Below are 13,898 nucleotides of genomic sequence, written 5' to 3'. Positions count from 1 at the left end.
GTTATCGATGAGACAAGGCCGGGTCGTAATGGACCTTGGCCGCTTGCCCGGCGGCGGGCTTGACCCACAGCAGATAGGCAACGACCAGCAACACGATCCACACCGCACCGACCAGCAAGGCCGCCTGGGTGTCCGGGAAGTAACCGAGCACGCCAAACACAAACAGCATGAACACAATGGCCGCAGCCGGCGCGTAGGGCCAGAACGGCACCGGGAATTTCAATTCGGCGACCTGCTCTTTCGTCATCGATCGGCGCATAGCGACCTGGGTGAACAGGATCATCAGCCACACCCATACGGTGGCGAAGGTGGCAATCGACGCGATCAGCAGGAACACGTTTTCCGGGATCAGGTAGTTGAGCAGCACACCGCCGAGCAAGGCGGCGCCCATCACCACCACCGTCATCCACGGTACGCCTTGCCTGGACAACCGGGCAAAGCCCTTGGGCGCCTGCCCTTGCTGCGCGAGGCCGTACATCATGCGGCCGGCACCGAAGATGTCGCTGTTGATGGCCGACACGGCCGCCGAAATCACCACGATATTGAGGAGGGTCGCCGCCGAGCCTATCCCGAGGTTGCTGAAGATCTGCACGAACGGGCTGCCCTGGCTGCCGATCTGCGGCCATGGGTAGATGGCCATCAAGACAAACAACGTCAGCACGTAGAACAACAGGATGCGCAGCGGCACGGCGTTGATCGCCTTGGGGATCACGCGCTGCGGGTCCTTGGCTTCACCGGCGGTGATGCCGATGATCTCGATGCCGCCAAACGCGAACATCACCACGGCAAACGAGGCGATCAGCCCACCAATGCCGTTGGGCATGAAGCCGCCGTGGGCCCACAGGTTGCTCAGGCCGCTGGCCTGGGTTTCGCCGGCAGAATGAATGCCGAACAGCATGATGCCGAAACCGCCGAGGATCATCGCCACGATGGCGCCGACCTTGAGCAGCGACAGCCAGAACTCCATCTCGCCAAAGACCTTGACGTTGCACAGGTTCAGGCCGCCGATCAAAAACACGATGCCGAGCACCCAGACCCAGCGTGCGACCTCGGGAAACCAGAAGCCCATGTAGATGCCGAAGGCGGTGACGTCGGCGAGACAGACGATGATCATTTCAAAGGCGTAGGTCCAGCCCAGGATAAAACCGGCCAACGGGCCCAGGTAGGTGCTGGCGTATTGGCCGAAGGAGCCGGAGACCGGGTTGTGCACGGCCATTTCACCGAGGGCGCGCATCACCATGAACACCGCGGCGCCGCCGATCAGGTAGGCCAGCAGCACGGCGGGGCCAGCCATCTGGATAGCCGAGGCGGACCCGTAGAACAGCCCGGTACCGATCGCGGAACCGAGGGCCATGAAGCGAATATGTCGGGCGCTCAGCCCGCGTTTCAAACCCTTTTCTTGCTGGTGCATTTCTCGTCCCTAATTATTTTTATCCTGAGAAAGTTGTTTGTGGTGAGCGAGCTTGCTCGCGCTCGAGTGCGAAGCGCTCGCGGCCTTTTTTGGGGCTGCTGCGCAGCCCGGCGCGAGCAAGCTCGCTCACTACAGAGAGCCATGCCGTCCTCTGAACCGCTTACAGGCTCGGCAGCAACGTGGCCGGCACCAGCTCATTCAGGCAGCGGCTGGCGAGCAGTTCGCTGGCGGCGATGATGTCCGGGGCGAAGAAGCGGTCCTTGTCGTAGAACGCCACTTTGGCGCGCAGGATGCCACGGGCTTTTTCCAGCTTCGGCGAGGTTTTCAGGCCTTCGCGCAGGTCCAGGCCCTGGCACGCGGCCAACCATTCCACCGCGAGGATGCCGCGGGTGTTCTCGGCCATTTCCCACAGGCGCTTGCCGGCCGCCGGGGCCATCGACACGTGGTCTTCCTGGTTGGCGGACGTCGGGATGCTGTCGACGCTATGGGGATGAGCCAATGCCTTGTTCTCACTGGCGAGGGCGGCGGCGGTCACCTGGGCGATCATGAAACCGGAGTTCACCCCGCCATTGCCCACCAGGAACGGCGGCAGTTGCGACATGTGCTTGTCCATCATCAGCGAGATACGACGCTCGCTCAGGGAGCCGATTTCGGCGATGGCCAGGGCCATGTTGTCAGCGGCCATGGCCACCGGTTCGGCGTGGAAGTTGCCACCGGAGATCACGTCACCCTCAGCGGCAAATACCAACGGGTTATCGGACACGGCGTTGGCTTCGACCACCAGTACCTCGGCCGCCTGGCGCAACTGGGTCAGGCAGGCGCCCATGACTTGTGGCTGGCAGCGCAGGGAGTACGGGTCCTGCACCTTGTCGCAGTTCTGGTGCGACTGCGACACCTGGCTGCTCTCACCCAGCAGGTCACGATAGGCCGCCGCCGAATCGATCTGCCCACGTTGACCGCGAGCCGCATGAATACGCGCGTCGAACGGCGAGCGCGAGCCCAGCACCGCTTCCACGGTAAGGCCGCCGCACGCCAGGGCGCCGGCGAACAGGTCTTCGCCTTCGAACAGGCCACGCAGGGCATAGGCGGTGGACACCTGGGTGCCATTGAGCAGCGCCAGGCCCTCCTTGGCGGCGAGGGTCAGCGGCGTCAGGCCGGCGACTTTCAGCGCGTCGGTGGCTTCCAGCCACTCGCCCTTGTAGCGCGCCTTGCCTTCGCCCAGCAGCACCAGGGACATATGCGCCAACGGCGCCAGGTCACCGGAAGCACCAACGGAGCCTTTCAGGGGAATATGCGGGTACACCTCGGCATTGATCAGCGCGATCAGTGCGTCGATCACCTGCCGGCGAATCCCGGAGAACCCACGGCTGAGGCTATTGACCTTGAGCACCATGACCAGCCGCACCAGCGCATCGCTGATCGGCTCACCGACGCCGGCGGCGTGGGACAACACCAGGGAACGCTGGAGGTTTTCCAGGTCTTCGCTGGCGATGCGGGTCGAGGCCAGCAGGCCGAAACCGGTGTTGATGCCGTAGGCGGTGCGGTTCTCGGCGAGAATCTGTTCCACGCAGGCCACACTGGCTTCGATCTGGGCCGAGGCACTGTCATCCAGGCGCAGGGTTACCGGCTGCTGGTAGATGGCCCGCAGTTGGGCGAGGCTCAATTGGCCTGGAATCAGGTTTAGCGCAGTCACATTCATACTCCTTGTGAATTATTCTTTTGAAATAAGTGTTCAGTGCAGATTCGGTAATGCGGTGTCCTTGAGCACCTTGGCGGCGGCCGCAATATCCGGCGCCAGCCAACGGTCCTGCTCATAGGCCGGCACCACTTCACGCAACAGGCGCCAGGCGCGATCGGTGCCCACGCCGAAGCGCTGGTCTTTCAGGAATTCGAAGGCCTGGGCCGCCAGCAGGTACTCGATGGCGAGGATCTGGGTGACGTTGGCCACTACCTGGTGCAGCTTGAGCGCGGCGTTGGTGCCCATGCTCAGGTGATCTTCCTGCAGCCCCGAGGTGACGAAGTTGTCGAGCACCGCCGGTTGCGCCAACTGGCGGTTCTGTCCGCACAGCGAGGCGGCGACGTACTGCACGATCATCATCCCGGAGTTGACCCCGGGGTTGCTCACCAGGAACGCCGGCAGGCCGCTGACGTGGGGGTTGATCAGGCGGTCGAGGCGGCGCTCGGCCACCGAGCCGATTTCGGCCAGGGCAATCGCCAGCAGGTCGGCGGCCAGGGCGACGGACTGACCGTGGGGGTTGGCCTGGGACACCACGCGGTAGTGGTCCGGCGTGCCGAGCACCAGCGGGTTGTCGGTGGCGCTGTTGAGTTCGGTCTCGATCTGGCGAGTGGCGTGTTCCACCTGGTCGCGCGCCGCGCCGTGAATCTGCGGGATCGAGCGGATGCTCAGGGCGTCCTGTGTGCGGATGCCTTTGCTGCTCGCAATCACCTCACTGCCATCGAGCAACGCACGCAGGTTGCGGCCGACATGCTGCATGCCCGGGTGCGGCTTGAGGGCGATGATTTCTTCGTCGAAGGCATCGATCTGGCCGCGTTGGGCCTCGAAGCTCATGGCGCCGATCACGTCGGCCCATTGCAGCAAATGATGGGCGTCGGCCAGGGCCAGGCAGCTCAGGCCGGTCATGCACGGCGTGCCGTTGACCAGGCACAGGCCGTCCTTGGCGCCGAGGACCACCGGCTGCAAACCTTCTTCGTCCAGGGCTTGTTGCGCCGGCACGATCCGGCCGCGATAGCTCACATGCCCGACACCCAGCAGCGCCACGCCGACATGGGCCATATGGGTCAGGTAGCCCACCGAGCCCTGGGACGGTACTTGCGGCGTGATGCCGTGGTTGAGCAGCGCCAGCAGCGAATGCACCACCTGCGGATGCAGGCCGGATTTGCCGTGGCTGTAGTTGATGACCGCCGCGCAGATGATTGCGCGGGTCTGCTCGTCGCTGAGGACCGGGCCGACGCCACAGGCGTGACTCAACAGAGTATTGCGCGACAGCTGGCTCAGTTGCTCGCCTTTAAGCGACACGTTGCACAATGCGCCCAACCCGGTGTTCACGCCGTAGGCACGTTCGCCGCTGGTAACGATGCGCTGCACGATGGCCTGGGCATTGTCGATCCGCGCCCAGGCCTGGCCCGAGAGTTCGAGCACCGCACCTTGACGGGCCACGGCGACCACGTCCTGCCAGCGCAGCGGAGTGTCGGCGATGATGATTTTTACTGCCTGGGACATTGTTGACCTCTTCATATTCTCTACAGCTTTGCCGGCCTCACCACAGAACCTGGGTCAAACCACCGCCGCACGCCGCTGGACAAACCGGTCCACGTACTCATCCGCCGGCGAATGCAGGATCTCCCTCGGCGTGCCGACCTGGATCAGCTTGCCGTCCTTGAGGATCGCGATGCGGTTGCCGATACGCACGGCCTCGTCGAGGTCGTGGGTGATGAACACGATGGTCTTGTGCAGGGTCTTTTGCAGCTCGAGCAACTGGTCCTGCATCTCGGCGCGGATCAGCGGGTCGAGGGCGCTGAAGGCTTCGTCCATCAGGATGATGTCGGTGTCAGCGGCCAGGGCGCGGGCCAGGCCGACACGCTGGCGCATGCCACCGGAAAGCTGGTGCGGGTATTTGTTTTCGTAGCCCTTGAGGCCCACGGTTTCGATCCAGTGCAGCGCGCGTTCGGCGCAGACCTGCTTGGTTTCGCCACGCACCTTGAGGCCGTAGGCGACGTTGTCGAGTACGCTCTTGTGGGGCAGCAGGCCGAAGCTCTGGAACACCATGCTGATCTTGTGCCGACGGAACTGGCGCAGGGCGTCCATGTCCAGTTGCAGGATGTCTTCGCCGTCCACCAGGATCGCGCCGCTGGTGGGGTCGATCAGGCGGTTGAAGTGGCGCACCAGCGTGGATTTACCCGAGCCCGACAGACCCATGATCACGAAGATCTCACCGGTGCCGATGCTCAGGGACAAATCGTTCACGCCGACCACGCAGCCGGTCTCGGCCAGCACCTGGTCCTTGGTCTTGCCTTGGCCGACCATCGCCAGCGCCTCCTTGGAGCGGGCGCCGAAGATCTTGAAGACGTTTTTAACTTCGATTTTGCTGACAGTAGTCATTTGCTCGCCTCATGCCGTGGACGACCATAGGCCTGGGTAATGCGGTCGATGACCACGGCGAGAATCACGATCGCCAGCCCGGCTTCGAGGCCACGGCCGACGTTGAGGGTCTGGATGCCGACCAATACGTCTTCACCCAAGCCACGGGCGCCGATCATCGAGGCGATCACCACCATCGACAACGCCATCATGGTGGTCTGGTTGATACCGGCCATGATGCTCGGCAGCGCCAGCGGCAATTGCACGCCGAACAGCTGTTGCCAGCGGTTGGCACCAAAGGCGTTGATGGCTTCCATGACTTCGCCGTCAACCTGGCGAATCCCCAGGTCGGTCAAGCGAATCAGAGGCGGTGCGGCATAGATCACCGTGGCGAAAATCGCCGGCACCTTGCCCAGGCCGAACAGCATCAGCACCGGGATCAGGTACACGAAGCTGGGCATGGTCTGCATGATGTCGAGCAGCGGCATCAACACCGAACGCAGGCGATTGCTGCGCGCCGACAGGATGCCCAGCGGGATGCCGATCAACACCGAGATCACCGTGGCGACCATCATCAGCGCCAGGGTCTGCATCAGCTTGTCCCACAGGCCGACCGCGCCCACCAGGAACAGCAGACCGACGATCACCGCCGTGGTCAGCACCTTGCGGGTGGCATGCCAGGCAACGGCGCCGACGATGGCCAGCATCAGCCACCATGGGGCGGCGCGCAGCAGCCCTTCCAGGTTGACGATGGCCCACAGCAGGGTGTCGGAGATGTGCCGGAACACATCGCCGTAATTGGTAACCAGTGAATCCACCCAACCATTGACCCAGTCGGCGATGGAAAACGTAAAACTCTCAGGAAACATAGCGTGCTCTCGATCCAGTGGGTTGTGGCCAGGCGCCCGGCCACCCCTGAGGGTAGCCGGGCACACTTGACCTACAAGGCCGCGTCGATTTTCTTGGCTGCCTCGTCACTCACCCAGGCGTGCCAGACTTCAGGATGTTCCTTGAGGAAAATTTTCGCCAGTTTCGGCGACTCAATGCGCTCCTTGGCCATGCGCCCCAGGTTCTGGTTCAGCAGGTCGATGGGCAGGTTGACTTTTTCCAGCACGGCCACCAGTTCCGGGGCTTGCTCGTGGAAGGTCTTGGACAGGCCGACCTTGATGCTCACGGTCTTATCCACACCGGGTTTTTCTTCCAGCTTGACCAGGTCGACCTGGCCCATCAGCGGGGTTGGCGACCAGTAGTAGAACAGGATCGGCTCGCCACGCTTGTAGCTCGACAGCACCGCCGCATCCAGCGCCGGGCCGGTGCCTGGGCGGAAGTTGGTGTAGGTGCTTTCCAGGCCGTAGCTCTTGAGCATTTCGCTGTTGTCCAGCTCGCAGGTCCAGCCGGCCGGGCAGTTGTAGAAGCGGCCCTTGGACGGTTCTTCCTGGTCCTTGAACACCGCGGCGTACTTGGCCAGGTCGGCGATGTTTTTCAGGTCCGGCGCCTTGGCTTCCAGCTTGCGCTTGGCGTCGCCTTCGATCACGTAGCGCGGTACGTACCAGCCTTCGACGGCGCCCACCACCGGGGCACCGACACCGACGACTTTGCCGGCCTTCTCGGCCTTGTTCCAGACTTCGCTGCGGCCGACCCATTCTTCGGCAAACACTTGGATGTCGTTGCTGCTCAGGGCGTTTTCCATGGTGATGGAGTTGCCCGGCAGGCTGTCGGTTTTGCAGTCGTAGCCTTTTTCCAGCACGGTTTGCAGGATGTCGGTGAGCAACATGCCGCTTTCCCAGTTCAGGCCGGCGAATTTCACCGGTTTGCCGGATTCACACCAACCGGCCGCCTGGGCGCCAGCAGTGGCCAGCAAGCCCGCGGAAAACACGGTGGCCAACAGGGTCTTATGCATTTTCATTGTTGTGACGCTCCCAAATCTTGAAATGGATTACGGCAGTCAGTAGGCATCCTGCCCTGTCCACGTCCCATCAGGCCTGTGCAACCAGCCCGTTTGTCGTCGTCGGTGCAGCGCCCTGCTCTGTCGGCAGGGTCAGGTGTTCAGGCGTTGCGCGAGGCCACTTTTTCGCCGCCCAGTAATAGAGCGCGGCGGGAAGAACCAGGCCGATGATCCAGGAAATATCCACATCCCCCAGGGCCGCCACCAAGGGACCGGTGTAGAACTTGGTGGAGATGAATGGCAATTGCACCAGCACACCGAAGACATACACGCTGATACCGAGCAGGTTCCAACGGCCATAGCGCCCGTTCGGATCGGCCAGCGCCGGCACGTCGTAGCGATCGCGGGTGATGCAGTAGTAGTCGACCAGGTTGATCGCGCTCCATGGGGTAAAAAACGCCAGCAGGAACAAGATGAAGGACTTGAACGCCCCCAGGAACGAGTGCTGCCCGAGCAAGGCGATCAGGGTCGCCGTACCGACGATGGCCAGTACGAAAAACAGGCGCTGCAAGCGCGTGACCTCGAGGCGACCGCGAAAGCCGCTGATGATCGTGGCAATGCACATGAAGCTGCCGTAGGAGTTCAGCGTGGAGATGGTGACCTTGCCGAACGCGATGCTGAAATACAGCAGCGCTGCGGTGGCTCCGGTACCGCCCAGGCCGACGATATAGGCCACTTCGTGACCGGCAAATTGCCCGTTGGACATGGCCGCCGCGAACACGCCGAGGATCATCGCCACCTGCGCGCCAACCACCGAACCTGCACCTGCGGCAAGAAAGGTTTTCAGCGAGGACGTGTTGCTCGGCAGGTAGCGTGAATAGTCCGCCACGTACGGGCCGAAGGCGATTTGCCAGGATGCCGCGAGCGACACCGCCAGCAGGAAGCTGCTCCAGCTGAAGTGGCGGATTTGCAGGAGTGCGCCAACGTCGGCCTGGCTCATCAGACGGCTGAACAGGTAGACAAAGGCAATCACGCCAATGACGCTGGCAACGCGGCCGATGAAGTGGATCACCCGGTAACCGAGCACCGTGACCAGCACGATGACACTGGCGAAGATCAGGATCCCGACGCTGTCGCTGACACCAAACAACTGGCCCAGGGCCTGGCCGGAAAGCACGGTGCCGGTTGCGGTGAAACCAAGGTACATCAGGCAGACCAGCACGATCGGAATCGCCGCGCCGTACACACCGAACTGCACCCGGCTGGAGATCATCTGCGGCAGGCCCAGCCTGGGCCCTTGCGCCGCATGCAACGCCATGACGCCGCCGCCCAGCAGTTGACCGATCAACAGACCGAGCAACGACCAGAACACATCACCGCCCAGCACCACGGCCAGGGCCCCGGTGACGATCGCGGTGATCTGCAGGTTGGCACCCAGCCACAGGGTGAACTGGCTCAATAGACGACCGTGTCTTTCCGCTTCCGGGATGTAGTCGATCGAACGCCTTTCGATCAACGGGGTGGTGTCGTTTGCAGCCATGTGTATTCAACCTCTGATGGATTGTCCTGGGTTCGCCGCCATCGGGGGCAAGCCCCCTCCCACATCGGGTTACTTGATCATTGGAAGATTGAGGCCCTGCTCTTTGGCGCAGTCGATGGCGATCTGGTAACCGGCGTCCGCATGACGCATCACACCGGTGGCCGGGTCGTTGTGCAGCACGCGGGCAATGCGCTCGGCCGCTTCGTCGGTGCCGTCACAGACGATCACCATGCCGGAGTGCTGGGAGAAGCCCATGCCCACGCCGCCGCCGTGGTGCAACGAAACCCAGGTCGCGCCGCTGGCGGTGTTGAGCAAGGCGTTGAGCAGTGGCCAATCGGACACGGCGTCGGAACCGTCCTGCATGGATTCGGTTTCGCGGTTGGGGCTGGCAACCGAGCCGGAGTCCAGGTGGTCACGGCCGATCACCACCGGCGCCGACAGCTCGCCGCTGCGCACCATCTCGTTGAACGCCAGGCCGAGCTTGGCGCGCTGGCCCAGGCCGACCCAGCAGATACGCGCCGGCAGGCCCTGGAAGCTGATGCGCTCGCGCGCCATGTCCAGCCAGTTGTGCAGGTGGGCGTCGTCGGGGATCAGCTCTTTGACTTTGGCGTCGGTCTTGTAGATGTCCTGCGGGTCGCCCGACAGCGCAGCCCAGCGGAACGGGCCGATGCCACGGCAGAACAGCGGGCGGATGTACGCCGGTACGAAGCCTGGGAAGTCGAAGGCGTTTTCCACGCCCTCTTCCTGGGCCATCTGGCGGATGTTGTTGCCGTAGTCGAAGGTCGGGATGCCTTGCTTCTGGAATTCCAGCATGGCTTTGACGTGCACCGCCATCGACTGCTTGGCGGCCTTGATCACGGCAGCCGGTTCGGTCTTGGCGCGGGCGCGGTATTCGTCCCAGGTCCAGCCGGCCGGCAGGTAACCGTTGAGCGGGTCATGGGCGCTGGTCTGGTCGGTAACCATGTCCGGGCGTACGCCACGCTTGACCAGTTCCGGCAGGATTTCAGCGGCGTTACCCAGCAGCGCAATGGAGATGGCCTTGCCTTCCTTTGTGTACTTGGCGATGCGGGCCAGGGCGTCGTCGAGGTCGGTGGCCTGCTCGTCGACGTAGCGGCTGTTGAGGCGGAAATCGATGCTGACCTGCTGGCATTCAATGTTCAGCGAGCACGCGCCGGCCAATGTCGCGGCCAGAGGCTGTGCACCGCCCATGCCGCCGAGACCGGCGGTGAGGACCCAGCGGCCCTTGAGGTTTGAATCGTAGTGCTGGCGACCGGCCTCGACGAAGGTTTCGTAGGTGCCCTGGACGATGCCCTGGCTGCCGATGTAGATCCAGCTGCCGGCGGTCATCTGGCCGTACATGGCCAGGCCCTTGGCGTCCAGTTCGTTGAAGTGTTCCCAACTGGCCCAGTGCGGCACCAGGTTGGAGTTGGCGATCAGCACGCGTGGGGCATTGCTGTGGGTCTTGAACACGCCGACCGGCTTGCCGGATTGCACCAGCAGGGTTTCATCGTCATTCAGGTGGGTGAGGCTCTCGACGATCTGGTCGTAGCACTCCCAATTGCGCGCTGCACGGCCGATACCGCCGTACACCACCAGTTCTTTCGGGTTCTCGGCCACTTGCGGGTCGAGGTTGTTCATCAGCATGCGCAGCGGCGCTTCAGTCAGCCAGCTTTTGGCGGTGAGCTTGTTACCGCGGGCGGCGCGGATTTCGACGTCACGGTATTTTGTAGGCTTGGTCACAACAAGAACTCCTCGGCGATCGATGCGCGAACATGGATGGTGCGAAGGAGAGTCTTACGCACACATCTTTACTTGTACATACAAGCATATGCAATCAAGCGGCCAACTTTCTGAGGAAGGTATTCGGATTTTTCTGAAAAGCGCGTACGAGCCTTGGAAATCAGGGCTTCGAGGCATGATGAAATTTCTTGCGAAGGGGTTGTATAGCGAAGGGGGTTTGTCACGACAGCGCAGTTTTGCGCCACGCTGGGGCGTTCGGTAACAAATTGGTGCGAGACCTGGAAACAGATCGCAAGAACCGTGAGAAACAAATGTGGGAGGGGGCTTGCTCCCGATTGCGGTGTGTCAGCCCAGGATATACCCACTGATCCACCGCTATCGGGAGCAAGCCCCCTCCCACATTTTTTAACCCCGCGGGGTCAGTTCGATGATGCAGCAGCGACCCGTGACGGAAATATCCAGCAGACCGCTGTTACCGTCCACTTGCAGGCAATCGTGATGGCCCAGTACCTCGTCCAGCACCTTCACTTCATCCGCCACGCTGAACACCAGCACCGTCTGCGCCGTAGTAAAGAACTGCTGCACACCATCCACCCACTGCAACCGCGCATGGTAACGCTGGGGTGAGTAGATCAGGTTGAAGTCGCGGATAGGCCCGGTAATCAAGCGGCATGAAACCTGGCTGTCGCCTTTGAAGGCGAACGGTTGCAACGGTAACAACCCGCGCTGCTCCTCGCCATCCACCGTCAGCACCATGCCTGCGCCTTTGATCACGGTGATCACGCGCTGGTAGCCGGCAAAGGTGGAAAACCCGCCAGACTCGCCGATATCGGCAATCGACAGGCGCCAGCCGAAGCCTTCCAGGCCCTCGCCGGCATCGCGGGTGATTTCTTCGGTGCTGCCGCCGCCGTTTTTCCACGGCATGCGCACGTAATCGGCGGCGCGCCAGACTTTCACTGCACTCATTTACTGAACCGTCCTTCCAGGCTGTGGCGGGAACCGGGGTGGATCAAACGCGCGGCCGTCACCGGCTGACGACCGGACCAGGTACGCCGGCGAATCAACAGGCACGGCTCGCTCGGCTCGATCTGCAGCAACTTGCACTCGGTAACGTCGGCGAGAATCGCTTCGACCACGTGCTCGCCTTCGGTCAACGGCGCCACCTGGTTGAGATAGGCATAGGGGGTTTGCAGGGTGAAGTCCTGTTGCAGGTATTCCGGCGCGACCAGGGCGTTGACGAAACGGTCCTCGATTTGCACAGGAATATCGTTTTCGTAATGCACGATCAGCGAGTGGAACACCCGCCCGCCTTCGCGCATTTCCAGGGCGACAGCGCGCTCGGAACCGGCAGCCTCTTCGCCCAGGGTGATGACCTGGCAGGTATGCCGATGACCGCGGGAGGCGATCTCATCGGCAATGTTGTGCACTTCAAACAGCGCCGACTGGCTCTTGGGCTCGGCGACGAACGTGCCGACACCTTGCATGCGCACCAGCAAACCTTCGGCGGTAAGCTCGCGCAGGGCACGGTTGATGGTCATGCGGCTGAAGCCCAACTGGCTGACCAGTTCGCTCTCCGACGGTACGCGGTAATGGGGCGGCCAGTTGCCGTTGAGGATCTGCTGGCTGATCATCTGTTTGACGCGGGCATACAAGGGCGCCGGACTTTCGTCCATGTGGGCAGCCAGTGAAGACTTGGCGGGCGGAGTCGGCACAGGGAATCCTTGCAAGGGGAAAAGATGCATAGATTGCCGGAGTTTACCGAGCAGGCAAACGTCTGTATATGTATATACAAATAAACACACGACCGGGGTGCTCTAATCATGTCCGCTTTCTTTGCCGAACGCGCGCTGCTGCCTAGTGGATGGGCCAACGATGTACGTCTTGAAGTCAGCGCCGATGGCCTGCTGACACAGGTTGAGGCCAACGCCAGCGCAGCCGGTGCCGAACGGCTCAGGGGCCCGGTGCTGGCGGGCATGCCGAACCTGCACTCCCACGCCTTTCAGCGCGCCATGGCGGGGTTGGCCGAAGTGGCCGGCAACCCGAATGACAGTTTCTGGACCTGGCGCGACCTGATGTACCGCATGGTCGGCAAGATCAGCCCGGAGCAACTGCAGGTGATCGCGCGGCAGTTGTATATCGAGATGCTCAAGGCCGGCTACACCTCGGTGGCCGAATTCCACTATGTGCATCATGACGTCAGCGGCCAGCCGTACGCCGACCGTACGGAACTGTCGCGGCAGATCAGCCAGGCCGCAGCGAGTAGCGGCATCGGCCTGACGCTGGTGCCGGTGCTCTATACCCACTCAGGGTTTGGCGGCCAGGCGCCGAATGAGGGGCAGCGACGGTTTATCAACAGCACCGAACATTACCTGGACCTGCAAGCGCACCTCAAACCGATCCTCGCGGCGCAACCGGCGCAGCAACTGGGCTTGTGCTTCCACTCCCTGCGCGCGGTTACGCCACAGCAGATCAATGAGGTATTGGCCGCCAGCGACAAGACGTGCCCGGTGCATATCCATATCGCCGAACAGCAAAAGGAAGTCGACGACTGCCTGGCCTGGAGCGGCAAACGCCCATTGCAATGGCTGTACGACTACGTCGAGGTCGATGAACGCTGGTGCCTGGTGCACGCCACCCACGCTAACCCGGAAGAAGTGACGCGCATGGCCAAGAGCCGCGCAATTGCCGGTTTGTGCCTGACCACCGAGGCGAATCTGGGCGACGGGATTTTCCCGGCCGTGGATTTTCTCGCCCAGGGCGGACGCCTGGGCATCGGTTCCGACAGCCATGTGTCCCTGAGCGTGGTGGAAGAGCTGCGCTGGCTGGAATACGGCCAACGCCTGCGCGATCAACGGCGCAATCGCTTGTATCGCAGCGACCAGCCGATGGTCGGCCGTACATTGTTCGATGCGGCGCTGGACGGCGGCGCACAAGCGCTGGGGCAGCCGATAGGTCGACTGGAAGTGGGCAAGCGTGCGGATTGGATCGTGCTGGACGGTAACGATCCTTACCTGGCGACAGCCACCGAAGACGCGATTCTCAACCGTTGGCTGTTCGCTGGGGGTGATCGGCAGGTACGGGATGTGCTGGTCAATGGCAAGTGGGTGGTGCGGGATGGGCGGCATGCCGGCGAGGAAGAGAGTAACCGGTCGTTCACGCAGGTCTTGAGGGATTTGTTGGGCTGATGAATGTGGGAGGAGGCTTGCCCCCCTCCCACATTTGA

The 13,898-nt window shown here is 62.5% G+C and carries 11 protein-coding genes; 1 reads left to right on the top strand and 10 read right to left on the bottom strand.

Annotated elements, in window-relative coordinates; translation table 11 throughout:
- Position 1: 1 nt before the first annotated feature.
- From NIBR502773_RS17195 to hutC, 10 genes are all read right to left on the bottom strand, one after another.
- A complete protein-coding gene (locus tag NIBR502773_RS17195; RefSeq protein ID WP_065925740.1) occupies positions 2–1,411 on the bottom strand; it encodes an amino acid permease in 1,410 nt (469 codons plus the stop codon).
- Between the two features lie 160 nt (positions 1,412–1,571).
- Positions 1,572–3,110 carry a histidine ammonia-lyase gene (hutH, locus tag NIBR502773_RS17190; RefSeq protein ID WP_141156518.1) on the bottom strand — a complete coding sequence of 513 codons (1,539 nt, stop codon included), beginning with the start codon at positions 3,108–3,110 and terminating at the stop codon, positions 1,572–1,574.
- Between the two features lie 33 nt (positions 3,111–3,143).
- A complete protein-coding gene (hutH, locus tag NIBR502773_RS17185) occupies positions 3,144–4,652 on the bottom strand; it encodes a histidine ammonia-lyase (RefSeq protein WP_141156517.1) in 1,509 nt (502 codons plus the stop codon).
- Positions 4,653–4,706: 54 nt separating this feature from the next.
- A complete protein-coding gene (locus NIBR502773_RS17180) occupies positions 4,707–5,531 on the bottom strand; it encodes a glycine betaine/L-proline ABC transporter ATP-binding protein (protein ID WP_065940754.1) in 825 nt (274 codons plus the stop codon).
- The gene (locus NIBR502773_RS17175) at positions 5,528–6,379 is read right to left on the bottom strand and encodes a proline/glycine betaine ABC transporter permease (protein WP_027605053.1); all 852 of its coding nucleotides are present in this window, start codon (positions 6,377–6,379) and stop codon (positions 5,528–5,530) included. Before NIBR502773_RS17175 ends, NIBR502773_RS17180 begins: the two co-directional genes overlap by 4 nt.
- A 71-nt stretch (positions 6,380–6,450) precedes the next feature.
- The gene (locus NIBR502773_RS17170; protein WP_027605054.1) at positions 6,451–7,416 is read right to left on the bottom strand and encodes an ABC transporter substrate-binding protein; all 966 of its coding nucleotides are present in this window, start codon (positions 7,414–7,416) and stop codon (positions 6,451–6,453) included.
- 70 nt (positions 7,417–7,486) lie between these two features.
- Entirely contained in the window at positions 7,487–8,935 is a 1,449-nt protein-coding gene (locus tag NIBR502773_RS17165; RefSeq protein ID WP_027605055.1) for a cytosine permease, read from the bottom strand.
- 69 nt (positions 8,936–9,004) lie between these two features.
- Positions 9,005–10,675: a urocanate hydratase gene (hutU, locus tag NIBR502773_RS17160; protein ID WP_065940753.1), complete on the bottom strand. Its 1,671-nt coding sequence runs from the start codon at positions 10,673–10,675 to the stop codon at positions 9,005–9,007.
- A gap of 405 nt (positions 10,676–11,080) precedes the next feature.
- A complete protein-coding gene (locus NIBR502773_RS17155; protein ID WP_141156516.1) occupies positions 11,081–11,641 on the bottom strand; it encodes a HutD family protein in 561 nt (186 codons plus the stop codon).
- On the bottom strand, positions 11,638–12,348 hold the full coding sequence (gene hutC / locus NIBR502773_RS17150) for a histidine utilization repressor (RefSeq protein ID WP_373682393.1): 711 nt from the start codon (positions 12,346–12,348) through the stop codon (positions 11,638–11,640). The genes NIBR502773_RS17155 and hutC overlap by 4 nt, the downstream gene beginning before the upstream one ends.
- A 147-nt stretch (positions 12,349–12,495) precedes the next feature.
- Here hutC and NIBR502773_RS17145 point away from each other — a divergent pair, with 147 nt between their 5' ends.
- Positions 12,496–13,860, top strand: coding sequence for a formimidoylglutamate deiminase (locus NIBR502773_RS17145; protein WP_141156514.1), 1,365 nt, complete (start codon positions 12,496–12,498; stop codon positions 13,858–13,860).
- Positions 13,861–13,898: the final 38 nt, after the last annotated feature.

Origin of the sequence: Pseudomonas sp. NIBRBAC000502773 (assembly GCF_006517195.1) — a bacterium.
In the GTDB taxonomy this organism is placed as follows: domain Bacteria; phylum Pseudomonadota; class Gammaproteobacteria; order Pseudomonadales; family Pseudomonadaceae; genus Aquipseudomonas; species Aquipseudomonas marginalis.
This window is presented reverse-complemented; position numbering and strand designations above follow the sequence as displayed.

Coding starts and splice junctions, on each gene's coding strand:
- NIBR502773_RS17175 (WP_027605053.1), bottom strand. CDS start 6,379: ATGTTTCCTGAGAGTTTTACGTTTTCCATCGCCGACTGGGTCAATGGT.
- NIBR502773_RS17165 (WP_027605055.1), bottom strand. CDS start 8,935: ATGGCTGCAAACGACACCACCCCGTTGATCGAAAGGCGTTCGATCGAC.
- NIBR502773_RS17155 (WP_141156516.1), bottom strand. CDS start 11,641: ATGAGTGCAGTGAAAGTCTGGCGCGCCGCCGATTACGTGCGCATGCCG.
- NIBR502773_RS17180 (WP_065940754.1), bottom strand. CDS start 5,531: ATGACTACTGTCAGCAAAATCGAAGTTAAAAACGTCTTCAAGATCTTC.
- NIBR502773_RS17195 (WP_065925740.1), bottom strand. CDS start 1,411: ATGCACCAGCAAGAAAAGGGTTTGAAACGCGGGCTGAGCGCCCGACAT.
- NIBR502773_RS17170 (WP_027605054.1), bottom strand. CDS start 7,416: ATGAAAATGCATAAGACCCTGTTGGCCACCGTGTTTTCCGCGGGCTTG.
- hutH (WP_141156517.1), bottom strand. CDS start 4,652: ATGTCCCAGGCAGTAAAAATCATCATCGCCGACACTCCGCTGCGCTGG.
- hutH (WP_141156518.1), bottom strand. CDS start 3,110: ATGAATGTGACTGCGCTAAACCTGATTCCAGGCCAATTGAGCCTCGCC.
- hutC (WP_373682393.1), bottom strand. CDS start 12,348: ATGGACGAAAGTCCGGCGCCCTTGTATGCCCGCGTCAAACAGATGATC.
- NIBR502773_RS17145 (WP_141156514.1), top strand. CDS start 12,496: ATGTCCGCTTTCTTTGCCGAACGCGCGCTGCTGCCTAGTGGATGGGCC.